This window comes from Haladaptatus sp. CMAA 1909 (assembly GCF_043952005.1).
Classification (GTDB): Archaea; Halobacteriota; Halobacteria; order Halobacteriales; family Haladaptataceae; genus Haladaptatus.
Map to the genome: position 1 here is coordinate 335,017 of NZ_JBIOAV010000001.1, position 23,929 is coordinate 358,945.

Consider the following 23,929-nt stretch of genomic DNA (forward strand, 5'->3'; position numbering starts at 1 on the left):
TTCACTCACCGTTGGCGAGCAACCGACGGCGAATGTAGGCGTCGAGTTCGTCACGAACCGCCGGGATGGTCTCCTCCGTCGTCGTCACGCGCTGTGTCATCGCCCCCGTGATGGTCATCAGGAGGGACGCCGCCACTTGTTCGGCATCGACGTCGCGGAACACGCCCTCGTCGATACCCGACTGAATGACGCGCGTGAGCAGTTCGCGGAAGAACTCGTCGCTGCGCGTGAAGTGGTCGCGGTAGTTCTCGTCGTGGGCGGCCTGTGCGCGCAGTTCGACCATCGCGCGCGAGAAATCGCGATAGTCGTCCGAAACCGGGGTGCTGAACACACGGTCGAGGATGGCGTTCAGGTGTTCGTCGGCGCTTCCCGTCCGTTCGGCGGGAATCCGCTCGCGTTGGTGTTCGAGCATGAACTCCAAGAAGTCGAGCAGGAGGTCGTCCTTGCCGTCGTAGTGGTGATACAGGAGCGACTTGCTCTTCGGGAACTCGTCAGCGATACGCTGAATCGTCAAATCGGCGTAGCCGTGCTTACAGAGGGCGAGGTACGTCGCCCGCATGATGGCGTCACGCGTGTCGGTCGGATCTTCGAGGAAGGACGGCGTCTCCGTCATCGGCCGGAAGACCCGCTGTGGACGGTCGTTCGAGTCGGCGAGCGGAACGATACGGCGAGGGAACCCCGTTCCGCGAACCGCCCGCCGAGCGTGACGGTCGTCGCATCGAATTCGTGCATACGCGCCCTACGAACGCGAGATATAAAAATTGAATGAACATTCAGTAGTCCCTGATGTGCTTCCGAACGAGGGACGAAACGGGTCATAGTGACGGAATACGAGCGAGGTGTCCAAACTGCGGTTCTCGTGGGAATTCCTGTCTCGGAAGCTTTATCGTTGACTAACTGTTCAGTAAGCCATAGATGACTGAATGTTCATTCACCTCGAAACCCGGACAGCTTCCTTCGAACGGAGGGTTCGGACGTGAGTACTGAAACGAGCGACGGCATCGGTCGTGAACGTCTCGTCATCCTCGGTGGCCTCATGCTGGGGATGCTTCTCGGCTCCATCGACCAGTCCATCGTCTCGACGGCGCTCCCGACCATCGTCGGCGAACTGGGCGGCGCGAACAAACTGTCGTGGGTCGTCACGGCCTACCTCGTGACGGTGACGGTGACGACGCCGCTCTACGGGAAGCTGAGCGACCTGTACGGACGCTCCATCATCTTCGAGTCGTCCATCACCATCTTCCTGATCGGTTCCATCCTCTCGGGCCTCGCCGGCGAGTTCGCCGCCATCAACGACGTCGTCGCCCCGATGACCCAACTCGCGCTCTTCCGCGCGCTACAAGGTATCGGCGCGGGCGGTCTCATCGCCATGGCGACGACCATCCTCGGCGACATCTTCTCGCCCCGCGAACGCGGGAAGTACATGAGCTACATGATGCTCATCTTCGGCGTCGCGACCATCGGCGGACCGCTTCTCGGCGGCTACCTCACAGACCACTACAGTTGGCGCTGGATCTTCTACATCAACGTCCCCATCGGACTCGCGGCCATCGCCATCACGCACTTCAAACTCGACCTCCCGACGCCGGACGCCGACCACGACATCGACTACCTCGGGGCCGCGCTCCTCGTCTTCGCGGTCGGGGCGCTCATGCTCGTCACGACGTGGGGCGGGGACAAGTACGCGTGGGACTCCGTGGAAATCCTCGCGCTCGCCGCGGGTACCGTCGTCTTCGGCGTCCTGTTCGTCCTGCAGGAACTGCGCGTGAGCGAACCCGTCTTCCCCATCCACCTGCTCGACAGGCACACCGTCGTCGGCGTCATGACGTTGAGCTTCTGTCTCGGTATCGGGATGTTCGGGGCGACCATCTACCTCCCCGTCTTCCTGCAGACCGTTCTCGGCGCGAGCGCGACGAACTCCGGTCTACTCCTGTTCCCGCTCGTCGGCGGCATGCTCGTCACGAGCGCCGTGACAGGGCAACTCATGACCCGCCTCGGTCGCTACAAGATGTTCGCCGTCATCGGCACCGTGGTCGGCACCGCGGGATACTGGCTGCTTCACACCATGGGTCCTGCGACGACCTCGACGGAATCGACCGCGTTCATGTTCCTCACCGGGATGGGACTCGGGTTCGTCATGCCCGTCCTCACCGTCGCGGTGCAAAACGCCGTGGACCGCGAGGACCTCGGCGTCGCGACGACCTCCGTCACCTTCAGCCGAAGCCTCGGTAGCTCCATCGGCGTCGCCGTCTTCGGTGCCCTGTTGACGAACCAACTCACTCACCGCCTCGCCGACGCCTTCGGTTCGAAAGGCGGGTCGGAAAGCGTCGCGGCGTCCGGCGGGAGCATCGACCCCGCGACCATCAACGCGCTTCCCAAGGGGATTCACGACGTCGTCGTGACGGCGCTCGCGAACAGCATCGACACCGTGTTCCTCGCCGGAACCGGCGTCCTCGCGCTGGCGTTCGTCGTCGCACTGACGCTCCCCAACGCCGAACTCAGCGAAGACGCCCACGTCTCGATGGGCGAAGGCGAAGGGGCAGCCGAACCCATGGACGACGCGACGGCAACCGACGACTGACGACGCGCCGCCGTCGACCGACCATCGACGGGCGACTGACGGACGAAACGGTCGTTTCGAACCATCCCCGTCGATGAACGCCGACAACCTCGGCGCGTTCTACTATCTCCGGAAGGGACTCCGACAGGACGCCGAGGCGGTCGAGGGCATCACCGAGGACGCCCAACCGCTCGACTGACAGTCGGATAACACTATTATCGTTCGGTGCACACCTCCGGTCGTTATGTCCGACTCGGCGACCGACGCCTCAGAACTGGAAATTCCCCTCGAAGCGCTCGCTTCCCTCCCGGAGTTCTACCATCCGATGGTGGCTCCCGACGGTGAACGGGTCGCGTGTTACTACGACGGAAGCGGCCGAAACGAACTGTGCGTCCTCGACGTCGAATCGGGCGAGCTAGACCGGTTGAGCGACGGCGACGTTCCGAAGAGCGCCCGCTGGCACATCTGCTGGGACGCGGACTGCGAGCGGATCTACTTCCACCGCGACGACGACGGTGACGAGCAAAACGACATCCACGCGCTGACGACCGACGGTGACCACGAAACACTCGTCGAAGTCGACGGCCAAGGCATCATTTTCGACGTGTCCCCGGACGGTCGCCATCTGCTGTACGGGAGCGACGAAGGCGACCAGTTGAACCTGTATCGCTACGGAACCGAATCCGGCGAAACCGAGCAACTGACAGCCTACGACCAACCGATATGGAACGCGATGTACGGTCCCGATGGGGAACGAATCGCTTTCGTGACCAACGAAACCGACGACCTCGACAATCGGGACGTCTACGTCGCCGATGCGGACGGGAGCGACCCGCGTCGCCTCGACGTCGGCGAATCGGGTTCGGAGACGGACGTCGCCGACTGGGGACCGGACGGGACGTCCCTGTTGGTCGAGGACAACGCGGACGACAAACCCCGCGCCGGCGTCTACGACCTCGAACGGGATGCAGTCCGGTGGTTGAGCGACGGCGACTCCGTCGAGTACTCGTCGACGTTCACCTCGGACGGTCGTTACGCGCTCGTCACCCGAACCCGTCGGGCGGCGACGGTACCGGTCGTCTACGACCTCAAAACAGGAGACGGACGGGAATTGGACCTCCCAGAGGGCGTGACGACCGTCGCCGAAGGGATCGAGCGGCCGTTCCTCGCGGACGGCCGCATCGTTCTCACGCAGACGACGCCCGACGAGCGAAAGCGACTCCTCGCGTACGACCTCGACACGGACGAACACGACGTACTCCTCGACGCTGAGTACGGGGACGTCGACCCGACGGCGTTCGTCGGTGCGGAGTACGTCATCTACGAATCCGGCGACTGGACCATCGGCGGACTGCTGTACGACGCCCGAAGGCGACCCGGTGCCGACCCTGAGGCGACCGCACAACCCGCGGTCGTGATGGTACACGGCGGACCGCACTCACAGTCCACCCAGTCGTTCAACGAATTCGCCCAGTTTCTGGTCTCCCGCGGCTACACCGTTTTCCAGCCGAACTACCGCGGTTCGACGGGACGCGGGCGCGAGTTCAAGTACGCCATCCGCGGCGACTGGGGCGGCGGCGAACAGCGCGACATCGCCGCCGGTGGCCGCTGGCTGATGGACCGCGAGTGGATAGACGACGATCGCGTCGTGGTGTTCGGTGGCTCCTACGGCGGCTACAGCGCCTACAGCCAACACGTCGGGTATCCCGAACTCTGGTCGGCCTCGCTGGCATTGGTCGGGATAACCGATCTCGAACGGCTGTACGAGGACTCCATGCCGCACTTCCAGCACGTCCTGGAACAGCAACTCGGGGACCCCGACGAGAACGAGGACCTGTACCGCGAACGGTCGCCGCTCACCCACGTCGAGTCGGCGGCGTCGCCGATTCTCATGATTCACGGGGTCAACGACCCGCGCTGTCCCGTCTCGCAGGCCCGCCTCTACCGTGACGCCCTGCAGGAGCGCGGATGGGAAGACGGCGAGGAGTTCGACTACGAGGAACTCGGCGAGGAAGGGCACGGTTCGACCGACACCGACCAGAAGATTCGCTCGTATCGCATCGTCACCGACTATCTCGGCCGGACGCTGTAGCCGGAGGAAGGGAAGGAAAGAGGCGGCGAAAAGCGGAGAAGAAGAGAAGAGTGAGAAAGAGCGGAGAAGCAGAGAAGGAAAGACCGGGGAGAAAAGACGGCTCTCCGATTCACTCCGACGGCGACGGACAGTCGTACGTGTCCCGCAGCGTCTCCGCGAACTGCCCGCCCTTTCGGAGCGCGATGGTGACGATGACGTATCGCCCCTCCGCGGGTCGAAGGACGAACACCTCGCGTGGGTCGTTTCCTTCCTCCTCGTTCACCCTGTCCACGAGCGGTTCGACCGGACGGGTGCCGTCGCGGAACGCCTCGAAGATTCCGCCCCTGCCGTTTTCGGCGAACACGTAGAGGACGCCGTTCACTTCGTTGTCCGTGTTGTGAGTCACGCGACTGTTCATCGAATCGCCCGCCATCTGTGCCTCCGTCCACGCCCCCTGTGCCGCCTCGAAGACGGGGTCGATTCCGTCGACGAAGGCGTACAGCGTCCGATTTTCCACCGAGAACGACCGAATCGTCGGGTCGCTCGTCGTCCAATCGAGGTCGGCGTCGATGCGATAACCGGAGTGGAGGCCTTCCACGTCGGCGTCGTGGCCCTCCGCGGCGGTGACGACCGGTTCGTACGTCTCCCGATTCAATAGGCGAAGTGATCCCCCCTCGTTGGCGAGGACGCGAAAGCGATCGGTTTCCATACTGAGTGGTCCGCCCGGACGCGGGAAAAGACGCTCGCATCCGATATCGCGTCTGCTCCCTTCCCCGTCGGGAGTGGCCGTTCGGGGCATCCGACCTATACCCGTCCATGCCGTACTCCCCGTATGGAGCACGTGGAGTACGTTTACACGTTCGGCATGGACGAAACGGAACTCGAAGGAAAACTACGGGACGCGAACACGGGCGTCCTCTCGCTCGCGCGTGATTCCGACTCCTACGCCATTCCCGTCTCGTTTCACTACGACGGCCGACGACTCCTCCTCAGGTTCGGCGTCGAGGAGGGAGGCGAAAAGATGTCGTTCATGGAGGGGACGGGTACGGCCAGTTTCGTGGTCTACGAGGCGGCGGGCGACGAGTCGTGGAGCATCCTCGTGAGAGGACACCTCGAACCGGCGTCGGAATCGCTCGACGACGCTGCGATAAACGGGCGTTTCGTCCCGCTCCGGGTGTTTGGCGAGTCGATCTCGGACGTGGAACCGGAACTGTACGAACTCCGAATGGAGTCGGTGACGGGCCGGAAGACGTGACGAGCGACGGCGATAGCGGTACAGTCGGTGTCCTTTTGCACGCGGAATTCGACACGAAATCTATGGCTCGAACGTACGACAAGTTGGTTCGTGACGCCATCCCCGAAATCATCGAGGAGAACGACGAAACGGCGGTGACACACACCGCAGACTCGGACGAGTACGAACGACGCCTCGCCGAGAAGTTGGACGAGGAAGTCGCCGAAGTCCACGAATCGGGTGGCGTGATGGAGTTAGCAGACGTGCTCGAAGTCGTGTACGCGCTGGCCGAGCGGGAGGGCGTCTCCCGCGACGAACTTGAACGCCTTCGGGCCGAGAAAGCGACAGAGCGCGGCGGGTTCGAGGACGGTATCGTCCTCGAACGGGTGGAATAAAACGCCCTGCGTATGCAACCCCGGCGGGCATAATCGAAGCGTGCCAAGGTCCGTCCGTGTCACGAACGACCTACACGCTCCTCGTTCGGGAAAGCGAGAGCAGCGAGGGTATCATCGCGGAGGTTCGCGCCGACGGCACCATCGAGGAATCGACCCGTCTCTCGTACGGCGATTTCGGATTGACGGCCATCCGCGACGACTGGTCCCCGGATGAACGACGAACCGAAGTCGAGGCGGACGTGCGGACGATTCGACTCCAAACGGAGCGGAACGGCGAGGGTTTCTCCGTCCGCGTGTTGGGCGACGGCGAAACCATCGCCGAACAGCGAATCACGGACGACGAGTGGCGTGTCGCCGCGGTGCGGTAAGTTCCTCAGAAGAACAGCGCCGGAATCGTTTTCGAGAAGATTTTCAGCGAGATGACGAGGAGGATGGCGACGACTAACCAGTTGAACTTGCGCTCGTCGATTTCGACGCGCCGGAGGTAGGTCCCGGCGAACAGGCCGACGAGGGTGACGACGGCGAGCGTCGAACCCAACCAGAGGTGGTAGGTGGTCATGACGCCGGTTGCCAACATCTGGACGATTTTCGCCGTGAACACCAGACCGAGAACCATCGAGAGGCCGCCGACGTAGCGTTCTTTGTCCCGTTCGAACGTGTGGAGATAGGTCGGGAGGAGCGGTCCGAGGTTGGCCGCGCCGAGGAGGAAACCCTCCAAGAGACCGACGATGCCGAGGGCGACGGGGTTGTGCGTCCCTTCGACGGAGACGAACCCCTTGCCGAGTTGAAACAGGACGTAGCCGAACAGAACGACGCCGATGAGGAACGTCACTAACGCGCTGGTTTTGAACGCGGAGAAGAAGAACACCCCCGCGACGCTGCCGACCAGCGCGAGGCCGATGAGCGACCACTCGCGGCGAACGTAGGCTAGTCCCGTGTTCGTCTCTCCCACCTGAAAGACGTTTATCATCCACGGCGGGACGGCGAGGACGACGACGGCGATTTCGACGTTCATTACGGACGCCGCGAGCGGCGTGGCGATGAGCGCGAACCCGAACCCGACCATTCCCTTGACCATCGCGGCCAGCACGATGAGGGCGACGAAGAGCGCGAGGTCCGTCGTCGTCGCGTTCGTCTTCAGCCCGTTCGTCACGTTCCCTGCGCCGGGAAAGAGGCCGACGGCGACGACGATCACCGCGACGGTCGCGAACGCCATCAGCAGTTCCCGGTACCGGAATCGCCGCAGGTTTCTGACGAACTCCTCGGGACGGACGGCCGACTCGCCGGACATCAGCACCCTCCTCCCGACGTCCGTGGTTTCGTTCGCATTACCGGCGGTTGTCGCCCCGCGTAGATAGGTGGAAGAAATCGGGAAACCGTCTCCGCCAGCGGTGACGTACCGATTCGGCGAGGACAGTCGCGGAGGCTTCGAAATCGTCGAAAACGAGGAAATGGCAGTTCAGTGTGCGTCGGAGGTACCGGCAGTCATTGCGAATCGGTGGACCGTCAGATCGGTCTGACGCCGACCCGTTCATCCGGTCTCACACCGACAACCGTATCGCGTGGTCGGTGATAGTCGCGATGAACTGTCGTCGCAACTCGTGCACCGACTGGTTGACGACGCCGCCCCATCCGAGTTCGTCGATGGTGTCCGGGTTCGGGTCCGCGCCCACCTCGACGTACAGCGTCCCGTTTCGCACCTCCGTCACGTCTCCGAGCGGCGTTCCGTCGGCGGCGACGACGCGTTTTCCCACCTGTTCGTCCGAGAAGTCGGAGTCCGGGTCCATCGACCCGAATACGCCCTCGACGCCCAAACTCACTTCGGCCGTTCGAAATGGGAACACATACCTCCGCTCGCTGACGAAACTCACCAAATGTACGACGCGGTGTTGTTCGACAACGACGGCGTCCTCGTGAAACCGCCGAAACTCGCGTTGCTCCGCGAAGCGGCGATTTCCGCCTTCGAGGAGTTCGGCGTGGACCCGGCGGACGAACATTTGAACGAGGTGATGCACAGCGCCACCCCCGACGGATTTCGGCGGGTGTGTGAGGCGTACGGGTTCGACCCGGAGACGTTCTGGAAGGCCCGCGACAGCGCCGCCTCGGAGAGCCAACTCCGGGAGATTCGAGCGGGACGGACGACGACGTACGAGGACATCGGGACGCTTTCGGAGTTCGACCGTCCGCTCGGACTCGTCAGTTCCAACCAGCAGGCGACGGTGGAGTTCATGCTCGAGTACTTCGAACTCGGCCGTCACTTCGAGACGTACTACGGCAGGCCGCCGACCGTCGAGGGAATCCGCCGCAAGAAACCGAACCCGCACTTCCTCGAACTCGCGCTGGCCGACCTCGGCGTGGAAGACGCCCTGTTCGTCGGCGACAGCGAGAGCGACGTGGTCGCCGCGCACAACGCGGGCGTGGACTCCGCGTTCATCCGCCGACCGCACCGCACCGACTACGACCTGTCCGTCTCCCCGACGCACGAAATCGAGGGCTTGCCCGAGATTCTCGACATCGTAGACTGAGTTCGGGGAGACCGACGTCAGTATCCCAACCGCGTCAGCGTTCCGTCGAGTTCGGAGAGGTACCGCTCCCCGAAGTGGTAGACGTGCGAGAGGAGCGGATAGCACACGTAGACGTCGCGGCGCGCTTCGAACCCGGAATCGATGCCCCGGCGTTCGTCGTACCGGTCGAAGAAGGCGTCGCCGACGGTCCCCGTCCAGTCCATGTACGCGAGTTCGATTTCCGCGTGGGCGTAGTAGGCCGCCGGGTCGAGGAAGGCGCGGAGGTCCCCGTCGGACGCGAGGAGGTTCGTCGTCCACACGTCGCCGTGAATCAGCGCGGGTGCCTCGGGTTCGACCAGCAACGAATCGAGGTCGGCGGCGAGCGCTTCGACCCGTTCGACCGTCGAATCGGGGAGTTCTCCGGCCTCGCTGGCGACTCCCGCCGCGTACGTCAACCGCTGGTCGCGGTAGAAGTCCACCCACGAATCCGTCCACGGGTTGGGTTGATGAAGCGACCCGGTGAGCGTGTCGCACTCGAACCCGTAGGCCGGCGCGGTCACGTCGTGGAGGGCGGCGAGGTAGTCCGCCACGTCGCGTTCGATTTCGGGGGTGATCGTCGAATCGCCGTCCACGTGTTCGAGTACGAGGAGGTCGTCCGTCACGTGAACGATCTCGGGGACCGGAAGGCCGCGGTCTGCGAGGTGGGTGAGCATGGTCGCTTCGACCGAGAGGGGCGTCTCGCTCGTCTTGGCCACGAGCGGCGCTCGGGCGTCGAACTCGACTCGATAGACGGTGCCGATTTCGCCGCCGTCGAGTTCGCAAACTGCCGTCGGCCGTTCGTCGACGACCGTCGAGAGGAAAGCAGGGATGTCGTTCATCGGTTCGGATACGGCCTACCGCGAGGTAAAACACCACTACTCCGTGCCATCGCGGCCGACTAACTGGCGATACCTCGGTTAGCCCGAATCGGAACTCGGTTTCTGCGTTTTCACCGTTCCGGAACTCGGTTTCGGTTTTGTCACTTAACCGGTCGCCGTGTCGGTGTTCACGGCGGTCGTGGTTCCCGCCGTGGTCGTGGTTTTCGCGGTGGCCGTCCGGTCGACCGTCATGTTCGTATCGGTTGCGTTCGCGGTCGTCGTATTGGCGCTCGGTGTCGTCGTGACGGTCGCGCCGACGATCTCCCCCGAACGAACCGTCTCGCTGTCGGCAAATCGGCCGTTCGTGACGTGCGTGTTCGCCGCGCTCACCAGACAGAGCGCGGCGAGCGCGAGGACGACGAATCTGTGGTCGAATCCTCGTATCATCCGATTTTCTCCGTGGGTTCCGTGCCGTCGGGCGTCGATGCGCTCTGTTCGGCAGGCTCGCTTTTCCCCTCGCTGGACTCCTCCGAATCGCCGCCCAACGCCGCGCTCACGAGCGAGTACGCTTCCGTGACGACCAGGAGCAGACACGGAACGATGACCAGCGAGAGGAGACCCATCCGCGACTGGGCGAACATCACGAGGTGGCCGATGTACGGTACGTGAAACCAGACGCGGCCGATAACGTCGTTAGCGGGAACGGGATTTGGGTCTGGGTTCTCGTTCGCATCTCCCTTCGTCTCGAAGAACACCCCGTCGTCGCGGTGAACCACGTTCACGACGCGGTGGGTCGTCCGGTCGGAAGGGACGGACCCGTCTTGGAAGACGATGACGTCGCCCACTTCGATTTCCGCCGTCTCGACGTTTCGGGAGATGACGACGTCCCCGGCGTGTATCGTCGGACTCATGCTCCCCGACAGCACGACGTAGCTCCCGGTCGCGCCCACCATCTGCGGGAACACCACCACGGCCGTGAGGACGAGGGCGAAGGCGAGGACGACTCCCCCACCGATACGGGCGATTCGTCTCGGGTTTCGGACGGTGGCGAACGCCCTCATATCGGTGGCTTCCCCTCCCGTCCGAGCTGGTGTCGCTCGTCGTGTCGTTTGTGTGCGACCGCGGAGGCGGAGAACAGCGCCACGACGACGAAGCCCCACGCGATGCCGGGGAGGAGGTTGAACGGGAACAGTTCGAGCAGCGCCGCCGTGAGAACCCCGGCGGCGACGCCACAGAGTCCGAGGTAATAACTGCTCCACGGGAGTCCGTCGTGGGGGACGATATCCAGATACACTTCCAACTTCGTCGCGTCGTCGGTCAGCCGTATCGTTCCGCCGTTCGCGTCGAACCGGACGATGGCAGCGTCGTCCATCTTCGGCAGATGGGCCTGTCGAAGCGCGGTGTAGACGCGCATCCGCTGTTCGTACGTGACCGCTTCCGGTGAAATCTCGTTCTCCCACGCCGCGAGCTGTTTCGAGAGTTCGTGCAGCGAGGTCGGCTCACCCCGTTGAAGGAGGTAGTGAACGACGTGTCGCCGCCGCCGACAGCTGAGTATCTCGAATGCGGTTTCCTGTGTGAGCGTGTCCGATTTCCCGTTTCGTTCGCGTTCGTTCGTCTCTCCGGGTCGGGCCGGTACGGAGGCAGCCGTGCTCATACGCGGACCCAACCGTTTCGTGCTGTTCCGTCACTGGCCCCCCTACTCGTCGTTGTCATCTCTGTGTCCAATTGATAGCTTGAACTGTTGTAATATAATTATGAAGTTGCTATGGCATTTTTCATAACAGTCCAGTGAACGCCCGCGCGGTTCCAAGACGCGCGAGACGGTTTCACCCCCTGTCGTATTTGATGAAATTCACGAGTAACAACGGATTGTGGTCCGCATATACGCCGTATATGGGCGACCGAACTCCCGACCCTAAATCTCCGAATCCCCACTATACACTGTATATGGGGGCACTATACGGCGTCTATGAAACCACTATCGAGTATATATATACGGGGTGACAGGTGTTCGCTTCGGTTGCGTCTTCGACACGGCGACACGCCACGATCGGGGCGATTCCGGTGTTGAAGAACGGAGATTTACAATGTCAGACAAAACGTTCAACTTGACGCGACGAAAAGCACTCCTCGGCCTCGGCGGTATCGGCGCTGGCGCTGTACTCGGCGGCGCGGGTACGATGGCACTCCTGAACGACGACGAAGGAACCAGCGCGACGTTCACGGCTGGCAAACTCGACCTGAAGATCGGCTGGGAAGTGGACCACTACGGCAACGACGTCGAACCCAGAGTCGTCGAGGCCCAAGACACCGACAACACCGAACTCGGCATGGAACTCAGGGACGTCAAACCCGGCGACCAGGGATGGATTCGGTTCGAGATTCTGAACGTGAACAACCCCGCGTGGGTCTGGTTCCGCGGCCGTCTCAGCCACTCCGAGGAGAACGGCCAGAACGACCCGGAACTGGACGCAGAAGGGCAAGACACCAACGGATACGGCGAGATGGACGAGAACCTGGAGTTCCGTTCGTTCTACGACCATAACGAGAACGCGACCGTCGGTGACGGGCCGGAGTCGGGTAACCTCTGGAACGACCGCTACATCCAGAAACCGCTCGACCTCAAAGGGACGCAGACGACGACGCCGCAGTACGGGTCCGTTCCCGTCCTCCTCGACGGCGTCCGCGACGGGGACTCCCCGGACGTGGTCGGCGGTGCGTACCCCGACGGCGAACCCATCGACCCGTTCGGGAACGGTACACCGCAGTACGTGACGGTTCGCTGGTCGCTCCCGAAGGACGTCGGCAACGAAATCCAGAGCGACAGCATTCGGGTCTGTTTCGACTTCTACGCGGAACAGTCGCGCCACAACCCCGAAGAGCGTTTCCGCGACCCCAACGACACGCCCGACGACAGATACCCGGAGAACCCGTGGGCGGACGAGTACGCATCGGGTGCCTTCGACTCGCTCGCCGACCAGGACGTGGTTTTGGGTCCGACGCCCGACAACGGGCAACCCGACAGTAGCGCGTAATCGCTCCCGTACGGCGGACACGCTACAACGACCGTTTCTCCACTTTTCGGGCGATACTAAAGGAGCGTTCCACCCACCCCTAGTTATTCGGACCAGTAGGTGCTACTCTGTAGCATGGCTTACACGTGGCAGTACTACGACCTCGTGCTGGCCGGCATCCTCGCCAGTATGGTCCTCGGCGTGGGCGTCGGCTATCTGACGACGATTTCGCTGTCGCTGTCCGTCATCGGTGCCGGGTTCGTCGCCGTCGCGATAATCGGCCACGGACTGTTCGTGAACGGCCCCGTCGACGAACCGGGTGACTTGACGAAGGAAGTCGAGACGCTGAACTGAATCGCCGGACGTCCTGCGACGACGGGCCCCATCGTTGAATACCGTCGAGGGCGACCCGTTCGTGGGGGAGAGGAATGACAGCAGAGGAGAACGAGAGGCTCGTCCGGCGCGACCCGGACGAGATATGGTCAGACGGGCGGGTCGAACTGATAGACGAACTGTATCACGAGGATTTCGTCCTCCACGACCCGTCGTCGCCGGAGAGCGACGCGGGTCGCGATGAGTATCGCGAATACGTCGAGACGTATCGCCGCGCCTTCCCGGACGCGGAATACACCGTCGACGACATCGTTTCGGACGGGGACACCGTGATGCTCCGTTATACAGCAGAAGGGACACAGGACGGGGAGTTGCTGGGGATAAAACCGACGGGAAAACACGTCACCGTCTCCGGGATGGAGGAGTATCGCGTGGAGGACGGGAAGATCACCGAGATGTGGACGAACTACGACTCGTTCGGGTTGTTCCGGCAACTCGGCGTCGTCCCGTCGCTCGCGGAACTCGCACGGGAACGGACGGCCGACTGAGTTCGGCCGACCTGTTTTTTCGGCGGTCTTGCGTCAGTAGACGGCGTCCCGAATGTCCTCGTCCAGGTCCTCGAACGTGTCCAAATGTACCTCCCGTTCGGTTCGCAGTCGCTCCAACTCGGATTCGTGGTCGGAGACGTTGTCGGCGACGTCGAACTCCTCGATATCGATGCCGGGGACCGAACTCGGAACCGTGAGACCCGTCGCCTCGTCGTCCGTCCATTCGACCGTCCCGCGGGCGATTTCGCGGAGAAGCGTCACCGACTCCGTGACGCCGATATCCTTGCCGCCGAGGTGGCCGGTGTTGAGGATGTAACACTCGACGCCCAAGTCGTCGATAAGGTCGCAGAAGCGGTTGCCCTCCTCGCCCTTCGACCCGACGATGAACGGGTTGGTCCCGACGACCCGGATGGATTCCCCGGCTTTCGACGGGTCGCCCGCGCTGGTTTCGATGGATTCGCCGAGCATGAACGCTACCGCGGCCTCCTCCGGGGAGAGCTTCGAAACCGGCGGCATCGTCGGGTTGCGCGTGATGAAGAACAGTTGATCCACCCCGTCGAGGTCGATGTCGTCGCTCGACGAAGCGAGTCGGTCGCGGCTAATGATGGCGCGTCCGTTGGAGGTGTGACGGTCGCTGTCGAAATCGACGGTACCGTCCCCGTCCACGTCCACGTTTTCGAGAACTGCCGATTCGTGGGTCACGGCGTCGTACATCGCCGGTTGCTCCTCGGCGTCCAGACCGATGGTCTTGACGTAGAGGCCGTTCCCTTCGCTGCCCGCGACGCTCCCGTCGGGGAGCAGCGCGCACACGTCGTCCTGTAGCATCGTCGCCGATTCGGGGTCGTCCAACCAGAGTCCGTGAGCCGTCAGCGTGGATTTACCCGTCGCGGAGAGGCCGAGAAACACCTGTCCGACGTCCCGAAGCTCGTCGTTTTCGTCCCGAAGCGTGACCCGTTTGCTGCCGGCGTGCAGTCCGAGGCCACCCTTTTTTTTGGCGTGGAACATGAACAATCGGAGGAACGACTTCTTCGCCTCGCCGGTGTAGTCGCTGCCGAGGACGGCGGTCAGTCCCTCCTCGGGGAGGATTCGGATGGCGACGTCGTCCCAGTCGGGAACCTGTATCGTGACGAAGTCCGGTTCGCCGGGTCCGTCGACCGGTTCGAAGAGGTTCGCCCACGCGAGCGCGATGCGACCGTACTTCTTCGGAACGTAGAGTCGGCATCGGTAGGAGTGGTCGTCGTGTCGGCCCATCATGCGGTCGACACAGAGCATCTCGTGTTCTCGGGCGTACGCCATCGCATCCTCGATGTGAGCGAAATCGTCCGCATCGAACTGTTCGTCCACCGCGTTCTTCGTCCTGTCCGAGTTGCGCGATCGTTCGCGACTGACGTACGACGCGGACCCGAACTCGGCCGTCGTCTCCAACTCACGCGAGAACTCGCGGAGTTGCTCCGAAGACGGGTTATAAAGAACGTTTTTCGCCGTTGTCGGGTTGGAGAGCGTAGATTGCAGGGATTGGACTGACTGCCCAGTGTCTGACATCGTGCTTGAACGGGCCATCCCGAGACGTATAATTATGCACGGTTTACAACCGTCTTAGTGGCCTCATAACGCCGATATCGGCGGAATTGTGATTTCGGACGCGAGTAAATAATCCTCGTTTCAGTGGGTGAACGATTGGCATTGGTCCCCCGTCCGACACGCCGGATACGAGGTCCGTCCCGACGATGGGCGTGACAAACGGTATCGAAAGACACCTACCACTTAACCGTGTCCGTCACGTATTTCGCCTGTGAGTGAAGAATCAGGGCGTCGGAATCTCCGAATGCCAAACAAAGACGAGATGTTCGCGGTCGTCACCCAGCACAACGGTGGCAACCACGTACAGCTCCGATGCAACGACGGAAAGGAACGGATGGGCCGCATTCCCGGTCGCATGAAATACCGAACGTGGATCGAAGAGGGCGACATCGTCCTCATCGAGCCGTGGGACTGGCAGGACGAAAAGGCCAACATCGAGTGGCGTTACACGAATCAGGACGCGGATCAACTCCGCCGCGAAGGCCACATTCAATGACGCCTTCGGCGAACTGAAACGGATCTTCTCACCGTCGATTCCGGGAACACAGGGTTACGCAGCGGTCGCTTTCTCGTCCGCAGGGATGACGCCGGGGATTTAGCCGTACGATGCGATCGTGGGAGATGTGAGCAAGCTTCGCCCCGGAGAACTGGACGAGCGTCTCGACGACCCCGACGCGCCGTCCGTCCTCGATATCCGGCCACGGGAGGCGTATCAATCGAACCATATCGACGGTAGTCACAACCTCCCGGTGTACGAGACCACCACGCTCACGGGCGGCATGAGTGCGTGGCGCGGTAATCGAACCGGGTCGCTCGGCTGTCGGATTCGGTCGTTTCCGGTGACCGTTCCGAACCCCGTCGTGGAAAACTCGTTTTAGCGGGATCTCTCTACGGAGCTATCGCTCACCCGGAGAGTGTCGAAAGAAACGAAAATGCGCCCTGTCGCCGTGTGGCGACGGTGCGAAACGTTCTATTTACTGCCGAACGACGTTCTTCGCGCGCGGGCCTTTGGGGGCCTGCTCGATGTCGAACTCGATCTCGGTACCTTCCGTAAGGTCCTCGCCGCCAACGTCTTCCATGTGGAAGAAAACGTCCTCGTCCGCGTCGTCAGTCTCTATGAAACCGTAGCCGCCTGTGTCGTTGAAGAAATCAACTTTACCGTTTGCCATTACAACTATACACAATCCCACGACACGGTTAAGGGTTCCGCATTCGTTTTCAAAAAATCAATTTTTTTAGACGGATACCCTATTACGAAACCGTATTTTGGTCACATGGATACGTATGATGGGTTATTCGTGTCTTCGGTGACCGATTCGGCATAACGAACGCTGACTTCCGTGATATCCACAGATTCGTTGTCTCAGCGTGGTATGTCTTCTCAGCGCACCGCTCTCGTGGTACCTCGAATCGGCGCGTAAGTGCGGTGAAAACGGTTCGAAAGCCGTTACCGCAGACGCCACGCGAGGACGGCCACCGACCCGAGGAGTGTGACACCTCCCGCAAACAGCCACCAATCGGGACCGTCGCTTCTCTGCCGTGGACCGCCGACGGGCGTCGTCTCGCTCGTTTCCGTCGCTTGGACCGTCGGTGTCGCGGTCGATGCGGCCGTGGTCGTCGCTTTCTGCGTTGTCCGGGTGGTCGTTCGAGTCGTCGTCGTGGCTTCATCGATTTCCGAGAAGGCCACGGTTCCGGCGGAGACGGCATCGACGGCGATGCCGTAGGTTCCGGGCCCGCCGCGCGTCACGTCGAACGTGACCGTCACCGTCTCTCCCGCCGGAACGGTGACGATTCGTTCCGTCAGTTCCGTCCCGTTCGCGGTTACGGCGAGCGACTCGTTCGCCAGCCAGTCTCCGCGGTTCGTCACCGTCGCGGAAACGGTGATGGGCGTCCCGACGGCAGCGGACGGTTCCGAAAGGCTCGCGCCCGTCACCGAGAGGAGGTCGGCATCCCGGAGTCCGACGGCGAACACCGAGAGGCCGGGAGAGTCCGCTCGCACGACGTAGGAACCGTTCGTTTGGCCGATTACTTCGGTTGGAAGCGCGTTCCAGTGCCCGCCGTGATAGCGGTACACCACGGCGTCGGTGGCGTCCATGCCGACGTCCTCGAAGCGACGCGAATCTATCGTGAACGTGAGGTCCGCTCCGTTGACGTCGGCATCGCGCATCGAGTGGTCGATTTCGACGAAGCCGACCGCGTGGCCGCGGAAATCGCTCGCCTCCCCGAGGCGGCCCACGGAGGCGTTGACGGTCAGGTCGTAGTTCATCGAGCGTTCGACGGTGAGGTTCAATCGGCTGACGTTCACGCCGCCCGAACCGGTATCGTTCTCGAATCCCATGCCGACCTGCTGGTTCGCGTCGGCGTTTTCGACGGTGACGGCGGTCGTTTCGTTCGCCCCGGGCGTGACCGTGACGGAGAGTTCCGGTTCGGGCGCGCGGTCGGCGTTCGAGGAATCGGAATCCGAACTGTCGTTTGAGGTTCCGCCGGAGTCGTCGCTTCCACTGCCACCGTCGCTCCCGCTTCCGCCATCACTGCCGCCACTTCCACCCCCGCCACCGCTCGATTGCGACGTGTCGATGGTGACGCTCGCCACCTCCCCCGACGCTCCGTCGCTGCTCTCGTTGTCGAGGGCCTGGTCCAACGTCGCGATGTACGTCCCGTCCGTGCTTCCGTTGTAGGTCGCGGTGTAGGTCGTGCCGTTCGCGCTGAAATCGGCGAGCGTGAGCGTCGCGTTCTCCGCACCGGAGATGCTGGTGTCGAGGGTCGAAAGCGATTCTGCGCTCTCGACGCGAACCCGGATTTCGCCGCCGTTCGGGTTCGTGGCCGTGACGTTCGAGACGGTCGGCGGGGTCGCGTCCACGGTAACGGACCCGGATTCGCCGCTCGCGCCATCGTTCCCGGCGGCGTCGAGGGCTTCCTCTAACGTCGCGGTGTACGTCCCATCCGCGCTGCCGATGTACGTAACGACGTACGACCCGACGCTTTTCGACGGGTTGCTTCGGGTCAGCGTGGCCGTTTCGGCACCGGAGATGGCGACCTGGACGGACGAGAGCGATTCCGAACCCTCGAACTCGACGCGAACCTCCTGACACGTTGGATTCGACACGGAGACGTCGGAGATCGTCGGCGGCGTCGTGTCGATGTCGAGGGAATCCGTCTGACCCGCCGTGGCATCGTTACCCGCCTCGTCCGATGCGTCGACGAGCGTCGCGGTGTAGTTCCCGTCGGACCCCACACCATACGTCGCGGTGTAGGTCGTCCCGTTTCGGGAGAAGTCCGTCAACGTGGAATTAAAACTCTCCGCTCCCGAGACGGCGACCGTAAACGAGCCGAGGCGTTCGTCGCTGTCGAACGCAACCGTGAGGTTTCTGCCGTCCGGATTGCGCAGGTCGAAGTTCGAAACCGTCGGCACGGCCGTATCGATGGAGACGTTCTCGAACTGCCCGGTCGATCCGTCGTTACCGGCGTCGTCACCCGCGCCGTTCAGCGTCGCGGTGTAGTTCCCGTCGCTACTTCCCGCGTACGTCGCCGCGTAGGTGTACGTGCCGTTTCCGTGGTCGGTCTTTGCGAAATCCGTTATCGTCAGCGTCGTCGATTCGGTCCCCGAGATAGCGACGGCGATGGTCCCCAACCGTTCGTCGGTGTCGAATGAGACGGCGACGTCCTGCCCGGCGGGGTTCGCCACGCTGTAGTCGTCCACCGTCGGTGCCGTCGAGTCGATGGCGAACGTCGCGTCGCTCGCGTCCGTCCCCACGTTGCCGCTCGTGTCCGTTACCCTGACGCGAACCAGCACGGACGCGGAATCGACGGCGGGAACCGTCCAGTCCTCGCTTCCGTCGTTCGGCGTATCGGAGTCGATGCTCGTCCAACTCCCGCCACCGTCGGTGCTGTACGCGATGGAAACCGTATCGACGCTCACGGAATCCGTCGCGGACCACTCGATGGTCGTCGTCTCCCCGCCGCGAAAGACCGTCCCGCCGTCGGGTGCCGAGACGGTCACCGCGGGTGCCGTTTCGTCGACCAGCACGGTCGTCGTCTCCCCGGTCGCGCCGTCGGTCCGTCCGTCGTCGGCCGCGACCAACTCGAACGTGTAGTTCCCGTCGGTTCCCCCGGTGTAGGTCGCGGTGTAGGTGTATCCGCCATCGCCGTCCGGGGTGGCTGTGAAGTCCCCCGCTGTCAGCGTCGCGTTCTCCGCGCCCCCGACCGCAACCGTCACCGCGTCGAGTTCGTCGGTCGAATCGAACGACACGTCCACGTCCATGCCCCCGGCCTTCGTCGCCTCGAATCCGCCCACGAACGGTGGCACGTCCACGTCGAATTCGAAATCGGTCGCTCCGCCGTTCCCGACCGTGTCGCTCGCAGAAACGTTTACCGTGACGGTACCGTTCGGAAGGGTCGGCACCCCCGTCCCCGTCGGGTCGACGGTGAGCGTCCCGCCGCTGAATGAGACGCCGTCGGTGGTGGTTCCGCCGCTGAACAGTTGTCCGCTCGTGTTTCGGAGCGTCACCTGAACGCTTCCCACGTCCACGTCCGATGTCGCATCGGCGATGTCCACGTGAATCGCCGTCTGATTGTTCGTCACCGTTCCGCCCGGACCGGCGTTTTCGAACGTCGGGGCCGCCGTATCGACGACGAACGAGAAGTCGGTCGCGTTCGCGTTGCCCGCCGTGTCGTTCGCCGCGACGGTGACGTTCACGTCGCCGTCGGCCAGCGTTATTCCCGCCCCGCTTGGGTCGACGGTGAGCGTTCCACCGCTGTAGGACACGCCGCCGTGGGCCGTCCCGACGTCGGCGAGTTGGGTTCCGTTCGCGTCCGTTACCGTAACGCGAATCGACGCCGCATCGACGGTGCCCGTCACGTCCCCGATATCGACCGAGAGCACCGATCCGTCGTCCGTGACGGTCGTCGCGTCCGGCGTCGGATTCCCGAACGACGGCGGGGTCGTGTCCACGGTTACGGTGTCGGACTGCCCCGTCGCTCCATCGTTCCCCGCCGCGTCGTTTGCCGCGTCCAGCGTGGCCGTGTAGGAACCGTCATCCCCTCCCGAATACGTCGCGGTGTACCGGTACGGACCGCTTCCGCTCTCCGTGAATGAACTCAGCGTCGTCGTCCCCGTCGGCGTATCGAAGGAGATGGACACCGAATCGAGGGATTCGCTGGCGTTGAACGACACTTCGACCGTGCCACCGCCGGTGTGGGTCACGTCGAATCCGGTTATCGTCGGCGTCTCCGTATCGACCGAAACGGTCCGGTTCGCCGTCACTAAACCGTTTCCGAGCGCGTCTTCCCCACCCGTCACCGTGACGTTCCCGGTCGTCGTTTCGTTATCATCCGCTATCGTGGCCGTCCCCGTCCACGTCGTGGCGTCGTCGAAACTCCCGGTGACGGCGTACATTCGATCGAGGTCCACGATTTTTACCGTCGGACTCACGCTCCGATTCATCTCTTCGTCGAACGTGACCGTCACGAGTTGTCCCGTTCCGGCGTCGGTATCGTTGATTTCCCCGTCGCCGACGGTTATCGACGACACGTTCGGTCGCTTCGTGTCCTTCGTCACCGCCGTCGTCGCGGAGTATCCCTCGGTGTTCGGGTACCCACCGTCGAGTGCCAACGCACTCACGGTGATCGCCCCGTCGTCCAACGGGGAGACGTCGAGGCCGGTGACGGTCGCGGTCTCCGTTCCGGGAGCGATGCTCATGTTTTCGACCACCGTCGTCGTTCCGTCCGTTACTTTGACGCTCACCTCGTCGGCTTCGGAATCGGCGACGAGGTTAACGGTAACGTCGTAATCCTTCCGATTGCTCAGCGTGACGTTCGCGGCGTCGGTCGAATCCGGTTTCGCCGGCCCCGTGGTGTCGACCTGGAACGTGTTCGACGTGTCGGAAGTCATAACGTTCCCGACCGTGTCCGCCGCATTCGAAATCGAAATCGTCGCCGTCCCCTGTTCGTTGTCGTCGACGATGGTCACCGTCCCGGTCCACGTCGTCGCGTCGTCGAAACTCCCCCCGACGGCGTACGTCCGGTTGAGGTTCGTCACCTCAACCGCGGGAGCCACGCTCCCGTCGACGCTCTCGTTGAACTCGACGGTCACGGTCTGTGCGGTCCCGGCGTCGTAGGTCCCTATCGGCGCGTTCGTGATGCTGGCATCGGTGACCGTCGGACGGCCGGTGTCCTTCGTCACGCTCGCCAGTCCCGAAGCGGCGTTCGAGTTCCCGCCGTAGTCGGTGAACGTCGCGTCGATCGAGACGCTCCCTTCGGAGAGGCCCGTTGCGTCGATGCCGCTAAACACGACCACATCGTCGCTCGAATCGGGGTCGGATTCGTTCGCGACGTCCGTACTGGTCGTTATCGCTCCTCCGTCGAGCGACAGTTGGAGCGTCCCGGCCTCGTGGTCGTCGGGCAGCGTCACCGAAACCTCGTAACTCCCCTGATTGCTCGCGTTGATGTCGGACGCGGACGCGTCGGTCGGTGCGTTCGGTCCCACCGTATCCCGAAGCGGTTCCGCCGCCGTTCCCGCGGCGTTTCCGTACCCGTCGTACACGCCTCCCGCATTCGCGGCGATGGTGTCGTTTCCGAGGTCGGTCGCCGAAACGGCGGCGTCGAACGTCACCGTCGCCGTGTTCGTCCCCGCCGTGTGACTCACGGAACTGATACTCGTCGCTCCACCCCCGTTGCTATCGATGAACTGGAAATCCCCGGCGGAAAGGGCGTTGCCGGAGCCATCGACGACGCTTTCGTTGAACGTGAGCACCGCCGTATCGCTTCCGACCGCCGTCTCGACGCCCAGCAATCCGGGTGGAACGGTATCGACCGTCACCGAGTCGCTCAGTTCCGCCGCGGATTGGTTGTTCCCCGCATCGTTGCCGACTGTGTCGTTCGCCAGTGTGATTTCCGCGGTGTAGTCCCCGTCGCTGCTTCCCGCGTAGGAGGTGGTGTACGTGTACGTCCCGTTGTCGCTCGTTTCGATGAAGTCGGTCTTGACGAACGTGTCCGGTTCCGGCCCGGTGAGCGAGACGGACGTGCCGTTCAACTGCTCGTTCGTCGTGAAGGAGAATTCGAGCGTTTGTTCCGACGGGTTCGAGAGGTTCACGTCGGTCACCCACGGAGGACTGGCGTCGATGTCGATTTGGTCCGAAAGACCGGCCGTCAAATCGTCTCCTGGGGTGAGCGTTCCGTTAGCGAGCGTTTTATCATCAATAGCGTACACATCGTACGTCCCATCTAAACCAACGGTTTGACTGCCTGGAAAACTCGCCTCGATATGATTCTCTGTTGCAGAAACGTTCACATGATGTTCGCCCGCAGTGTATTTTCCATCCCCGTTTTCGTCGATAACGACGTAGAGATATTGACTGTCAGTGTCGTAAAATGCGACGTAATCGAACGGATTACCGGGTGCGATTTCGTCTTGCTTGGATATGGCAAAGTTGGATACTGCTGCCTCGCTCATTCCCGTAAGCGGGATAATACCGGCGACAACCGATAGCAGCAATACCGTTACCAAAAGGACCGCACGAGTACGGCCGTGATTTCGTGTCATGATTGTGAATGGGGCTGTGTGACGTAATTATCAGATTTGATACTAAAGACTAGTTCATACGCTACAATCAGTACAGATACAAATCTGTTGGGGTGTTCAGTCGGTCGAATACCAGCACGTATATAGAAAATCCGTCACTGGAACCGAGCGTTTCCGAACTCCTCCGTCACATCACCGTTGTGGCAAGAATTTGTGCCCGAATTCCGGGTTGTTTCCGCATGATTTCGGCAAATTCCCATATGCATACCCGACGAGGTCGAGATATGGATATCGACGACGAACCGACCGGTCGGTTACTGACTCGCAGACAAGCGATTGCACTCGGCGGTATCCCCGCCTTGGCGTTTCTCGCTGGCTGTTCCACGTCGAGCGATTCGGGAGAGAATAGTTCGGCGACGGGGTCGTCAGGAACCGCGACCGCAACACCCATGTCGACATCGGACTCGAACTACCCGGCGACGGGTACCGTGACGAACACGACGGTCACGACGGGGAACGGAACGACCGCCTGCGTCGCCATGACGGAACTCACCGAAGGGCCGTACTACGTCGACGAGAACCTCCGTCGCTCGGACATTCGAGCGGACTCCGAGACGGGTGACCAGCAGCCCGGAACCCGTCTTGACCTTGGGTTCAGCGTCCACGAGCTGTCAGATAGCGGCTGTGTACCGCTCGAAAACGCCATCGTCGACGTATGGCACGCCAACGCCGATGGGGTCTACTCCGACGTCGAAGCACAGGGTACCGTGGGCAAAGACTTCCTTCGCGGGATTCAAAGCACCGACGAGAACGGCACAACGTCGTTCACGACCGTTTACCCCGGTTGGTATCCGGGGCGGGCAGTCCACATCCATTTCAAGGTCCGCTCGTCGGAGGACGCGACGGACGCCTACGAGTTCACGTCGCAGTTGTTCTTCGACGACGACCTCACCGATCAGGTGTACACGAAAGAACCGTACGCCGAACGCGACGAGCGCGACACGCGCAACGCCGATGACAATATCTTCCAACAGGGAAACGCATCACAACTCGTGCTCGATGTCACGAAGACGAACGCGGGGTACGCGGGCACGCTCAACGTCGCGCTGTACACGGACGGGGAGACGAGCGACGACGATTCGGCGTCCGGCCCACATGGAGGGGGCGCTCCGCCGAACGGTTCAGCCCCACCGAACGGTTCTGCTCCGCCTAATGGTTCCGCTCCGCCCAATGGTTCGGGTCCGATGAACGGCTCTGCGCCCCCGAACGGCTCGGCGGCGAACGAATCTTCGTAATCCCCTTCCGCCACGAGT

The 23,929-nt window shown here is 62.6% G+C and carries 24 protein-coding genes; 12 read left to right on the forward strand and 12 right to left on the reverse strand.

Translation table 11 applies throughout. From position 1 onward, the window contains the following. Position 1: 1 nt before the first annotated feature. Positions 2-613, reverse strand: coding sequence for a TetR/AcrR family transcriptional regulator (locus ACGYLY_RS01870; protein WP_395283827.1), 612 nt, complete (start codon positions 611-613; stop codon positions 2-4). Further along, the gene (locus ACGYLY_RS01875) at positions 610-732 is read right to left on the reverse strand and encodes a hypothetical protein (RefSeq protein WP_395283828.1); all 123 of its coding nucleotides are present in this window, start codon (positions 730-732) and stop codon (positions 610-612) included. Before ACGYLY_RS01875 ends, ACGYLY_RS01870 begins: the two co-directional genes overlap by 4 nt. 244 nt (positions 733-976) lie before the next feature. On the opposite strand from ACGYLY_RS01875, the gene ACGYLY_RS01880 reads away from it, so the two are divergent. Both ACGYLY_RS01880 and ACGYLY_RS01885 read left to right on the forward strand, forming a co-directional pair. Continuing rightward, positions 977-2,581, forward strand: coding sequence for an MDR family MFS transporter (locus tag ACGYLY_RS01880; protein WP_395283829.1), 1,605 nt, complete (start codon positions 977-979; stop codon positions 2,579-2,581). Between the two features lie 223 nt (positions 2,582-2,804). Beyond that, positions 2,805-4,652, forward strand: a complete 1,848-nt coding sequence (locus ACGYLY_RS01885; protein WP_395283830.1) for a S9 family peptidase — start codon at positions 2,805-2,807, stop codon at positions 4,650-4,652. A gap of 109 nt (positions 4,653-4,761) precedes the next feature. Here ACGYLY_RS01885 and ACGYLY_RS01890 read toward each other — a convergent pair whose 3' ends face one another. Next, entirely contained in the window at positions 4,762-5,340 is a 579-nt protein-coding gene (locus tag ACGYLY_RS01890; RefSeq protein ID WP_395283831.1) for a DUF6663 family protein, read from the reverse strand. Between the two features lie 123 nt (positions 5,341-5,463). Between ACGYLY_RS01890 and ACGYLY_RS01895 the strand changes: the two genes are divergently transcribed. The 3 genes from ACGYLY_RS01895 (at position 5,464) to ACGYLY_RS01905 (ending at position 6,628) form a co-directional block, all read left to right on the forward strand. After that, the gene (locus ACGYLY_RS01895) at positions 5,464-5,886 is read left to right on the forward strand and encodes a pyridoxamine 5'-phosphate oxidase family protein (RefSeq protein WP_395283832.1); all 423 of its coding nucleotides are present in this window, start codon (positions 5,464-5,466) and stop codon (positions 5,884-5,886) included. Between the two features lie 62 nt (positions 5,887-5,948). Further along, a complete protein-coding gene (locus ACGYLY_RS01900) occupies positions 5,949-6,260 on the forward strand; it encodes a hypothetical protein (RefSeq protein ID WP_395283833.1) in 312 nt (103 codons plus the stop codon). A 56-nt stretch (positions 6,261-6,316) separates the two neighbouring features. Continuing rightward, positions 6,317-6,628 (forward strand): hypothetical protein, encoded by a 312-nt coding sequence (locus tag ACGYLY_RS01905; RefSeq protein WP_395283834.1) that lies wholly within the window; start codon positions 6,317-6,319, stop codon positions 6,626-6,628. 5 nt (positions 6,629-6,633) lie between these two features. Here the strand turns inward: ACGYLY_RS01905 and ACGYLY_RS01910 are convergent, their stop codons facing one another. Continuing rightward, positions 6,634-7,554 carry a TSUP family transporter gene (locus ACGYLY_RS01910; RefSeq protein ID WP_395284187.1) on the reverse strand — a complete coding sequence of 307 codons (921 nt, stop codon included), beginning with the start codon at positions 7,552-7,554 and terminating at the stop codon, positions 6,634-6,636. Positions 7,555-7,801: 247 nt separating this feature from the next. After that, positions 7,802-8,104, reverse strand: coding sequence for a hypothetical protein (locus ACGYLY_RS01915; RefSeq protein WP_395283835.1), 303 nt, complete (start codon positions 8,102-8,104; stop codon positions 7,802-7,804). A 30-nt stretch (positions 8,105-8,134) separates the two neighbouring features. Here ACGYLY_RS01915 and ACGYLY_RS01920 point away from each other — a divergent pair, with 30 nt between their 5' ends. Further along, the gene (locus tag ACGYLY_RS01920) at positions 8,135-8,785 is read left to right on the forward strand and encodes an HAD family hydrolase (RefSeq protein ID WP_395283836.1); all 651 of its coding nucleotides are present in this window, start codon (positions 8,135-8,137) and stop codon (positions 8,783-8,785) included. Between the two features lie 17 nt (positions 8,786-8,802). Here ACGYLY_RS01920 and ACGYLY_RS01925 read toward each other — a convergent pair whose 3' ends face one another. From ACGYLY_RS01925 to ACGYLY_RS01940, 4 genes are all read right to left on the reverse strand, one after another. Next, complete coding sequence (locus ACGYLY_RS01925; RefSeq protein WP_395283837.1) at positions 8,803-9,642, reverse strand: fructosamine kinase family protein; 840 nt, start codon at positions 9,640-9,642, stop codon at positions 8,803-8,805. 144 nt (positions 9,643-9,786) lie between these two features. Continuing rightward, on the reverse strand, positions 9,787-10,068 hold the full coding sequence (locus ACGYLY_RS01930) for a hypothetical protein (protein ID WP_395283838.1): 282 nt from the start codon (positions 10,066-10,068) through the stop codon (positions 9,787-9,789). Then, the gene (locus ACGYLY_RS01935) at positions 10,065-10,682 is read right to left on the reverse strand and encodes a signal peptidase I (protein WP_395283839.1); all 618 of its coding nucleotides are present in this window, start codon (positions 10,680-10,682) and stop codon (positions 10,065-10,067) included. The genes ACGYLY_RS01930 and ACGYLY_RS01935 overlap by 4 nt, the downstream gene beginning before the upstream one ends. Then, on the reverse strand, positions 10,679-11,275 hold the full coding sequence (locus ACGYLY_RS01940; RefSeq protein WP_395283840.1) for a hypothetical protein: 597 nt from the start codon (positions 11,273-11,275) through the stop codon (positions 10,679-10,681). The genes ACGYLY_RS01935 and ACGYLY_RS01940 overlap by 4 nt, the downstream gene beginning before the upstream one ends. A gap of 433 nt (positions 11,276-11,708) precedes the next feature. Between ACGYLY_RS01940 and ACGYLY_RS01945 the strand changes: the two genes are divergently transcribed. The 3 genes from ACGYLY_RS01945 (at position 11,709) to ACGYLY_RS01955 (ending at position 13,516) form a co-directional block, all read left to right on the forward strand. Then, positions 11,709-12,656 (forward strand): SipW-dependent-type signal peptide-containing protein, encoded by a 948-nt coding sequence (locus ACGYLY_RS01945; protein WP_395283841.1) that lies wholly within the window; start codon positions 11,709-11,711, stop codon positions 12,654-12,656. 114 nt (positions 12,657-12,770) lie between these two features. Then, positions 12,771-12,989 (forward strand): hypothetical protein, encoded by a 219-nt coding sequence (locus ACGYLY_RS01950; RefSeq protein ID WP_395283842.1) that lies wholly within the window; start codon positions 12,771-12,773, stop codon positions 12,987-12,989. A gap of 74 nt (positions 12,990-13,063) precedes the next feature. Further along, positions 13,064-13,516 carry an ester cyclase gene (locus ACGYLY_RS01955; protein WP_395283843.1) on the forward strand — a complete coding sequence of 151 codons (453 nt, stop codon included), beginning with the start codon at positions 13,064-13,066 and terminating at the stop codon, positions 13,514-13,516. 33 nt (positions 13,517-13,549) lie between these two features. Here ACGYLY_RS01955 and ACGYLY_RS01960 read toward each other — a convergent pair whose 3' ends face one another. Further along, the gene (locus ACGYLY_RS01960) at positions 13,550-15,058 is read right to left on the reverse strand and encodes a phosphoenolpyruvate carboxykinase (ATP) (RefSeq protein WP_395283844.1); all 1,509 of its coding nucleotides are present in this window, start codon (positions 15,056-15,058) and stop codon (positions 13,550-13,552) included. 250 nt (positions 15,059-15,308) lie between these two features. Between ACGYLY_RS01960 and eif1A the strand changes: the two genes are divergently transcribed. After that, positions 15,309-15,593, forward strand: coding sequence for a translation initiation factor eIF-1A (gene eif1A / locus ACGYLY_RS01965; protein WP_342765871.1), 285 nt, complete (start codon positions 15,309-15,311; stop codon positions 15,591-15,593). 127 nt (positions 15,594-15,720) lie between these two features. Beyond that, on the forward strand, positions 15,721-15,975 hold the full coding sequence (locus ACGYLY_RS01970; RefSeq protein WP_395283845.1) for a rhodanese-like domain-containing protein: 255 nt from the start codon (positions 15,721-15,723) through the stop codon (positions 15,973-15,975). A gap of 96 nt (positions 15,976-16,071) precedes the next feature. Here ACGYLY_RS01970 and ACGYLY_RS01975 read toward each other — a convergent pair whose 3' ends face one another. Continuing rightward, positions 16,072-16,266 carry a cold-shock protein gene (locus ACGYLY_RS01975; protein ID WP_007977946.1) on the reverse strand — a complete coding sequence of 65 codons (195 nt, stop codon included), beginning with the start codon at positions 16,264-16,266 and terminating at the stop codon, positions 16,072-16,074. Between the two features lie 278 nt (positions 16,267-16,544). After that, entirely contained in the window at positions 16,545-22,547 is a 6,003-nt protein-coding gene (locus ACGYLY_RS01980) for a PGF-pre-PGF domain-containing protein (RefSeq protein WP_395283846.1), read from the reverse strand. A gap of 353 nt (positions 22,548-22,900) precedes the next feature. Between ACGYLY_RS01980 and ACGYLY_RS01985 the strand changes: the two genes are divergently transcribed. Next, positions 22,901-23,911 carry an intradiol ring-cleavage dioxygenase gene (locus tag ACGYLY_RS01985; protein WP_395283847.1) on the forward strand — a complete coding sequence of 337 codons (1,011 nt, stop codon included), beginning with the start codon at positions 22,901-22,903 and terminating at the stop codon, positions 23,909-23,911. The last annotated feature ends 18 nt before the right edge of the window (positions 23,912-23,929 follow it).

Coding starts and splice junctions, on each gene's coding strand:
- ACGYLY_RS01980 (WP_395283846.1), bottom strand. CDS start 22,547: ATGAGCGAGGCAGCAGTATCCAACTTTGCCATATCCAAGCAAGACGAA.
- ACGYLY_RS01975 (WP_007977946.1), bottom strand. CDS start 16,266: ATGGCAAACGGTAAAGTTGATTTCTTCAACGACACAGGCGGCTACGGT.
- ACGYLY_RS01955 (WP_395283843.1), top strand. CDS start 13,064: ATGACAGCAGAGGAGAACGAGAGGCTCGTCCGGCGCGACCCGGACGAG.
- ACGYLY_RS01885 (WP_395283830.1), top strand. CDS start 2,805: ATGTCCGACTCGGCGACCGACGCCTCAGAACTGGAAATTCCCCTCGAA.
- ACGYLY_RS01900 (WP_395283833.1), top strand. CDS start 5,949: ATGGCTCGAACGTACGACAAGTTGGTTCGTGACGCCATCCCCGAAATC.
- ACGYLY_RS01930 (WP_395283838.1), bottom strand. CDS start 10,068: ATGATACGAGGATTCGACCACAGATTCGTCGTCCTCGCGCTCGCCGCG.
- ACGYLY_RS01875 (WP_395283828.1), bottom strand. CDS start 732: ATGCACGAATTCGATGCGACGACCGTCACGCTCGGCGGGCGGTTCGCG.
- ACGYLY_RS01895 (WP_395283832.1), top strand. CDS start 5,464: ATGGAGCACGTGGAGTACGTTTACACGTTCGGCATGGACGAAACGGAA.
- ACGYLY_RS01940 (WP_395283840.1), bottom strand. CDS start 11,275: ATGAGCACGGCTGCCTCCGTACCGGCCCGACCCGGAGAGACGAACGAA.
- ACGYLY_RS01945 (WP_395283841.1), top strand. CDS start 11,709: ATGTCAGACAAAACGTTCAACTTGACGCGACGAAAAGCACTCCTCGGC.
- ACGYLY_RS01890 (WP_395283831.1), bottom strand. CDS start 5,340: ATGGAAACCGATCGCTTTCGCGTCCTCGCCAACGAGGGGGGATCACTT.
- ACGYLY_RS01950 (WP_395283842.1), top strand. CDS start 12,771: ATGGCTTACACGTGGCAGTACTACGACCTCGTGCTGGCCGGCATCCTC.
- ACGYLY_RS01985 (WP_395283847.1), top strand. CDS start 22,901: ATGGATATCGACGACGAACCGACCGGTCGGTTACTGACTCGCAGACAA.
- ACGYLY_RS01920 (WP_395283836.1), top strand. CDS start 8,135: ATGTACGACGCGGTGTTGTTCGACAACGACGGCGTCCTCGTGAAACCG.
- ACGYLY_RS01925 (WP_395283837.1), bottom strand. CDS start 9,642: ATGAACGACATCCCTGCTTTCCTCTCGACGGTCGTCGACGAACGGCCG.
- ACGYLY_RS01870 (WP_395283827.1), bottom strand. CDS start 613: ATGACGGAGACGCCGTCCTTCCTCGAAGATCCGACCGACACGCGTGAC.
- ACGYLY_RS01935 (WP_395283839.1), bottom strand. CDS start 10,682: ATGAGGGCGTTCGCCACCGTCCGAAACCCGAGACGAATCGCCCGTATC.
- ACGYLY_RS01960 (WP_395283844.1), bottom strand. CDS start 15,058: ATGTCAGACACTGGGCAGTCAGTCCAATCCCTGCAATCTACGCTCTCC.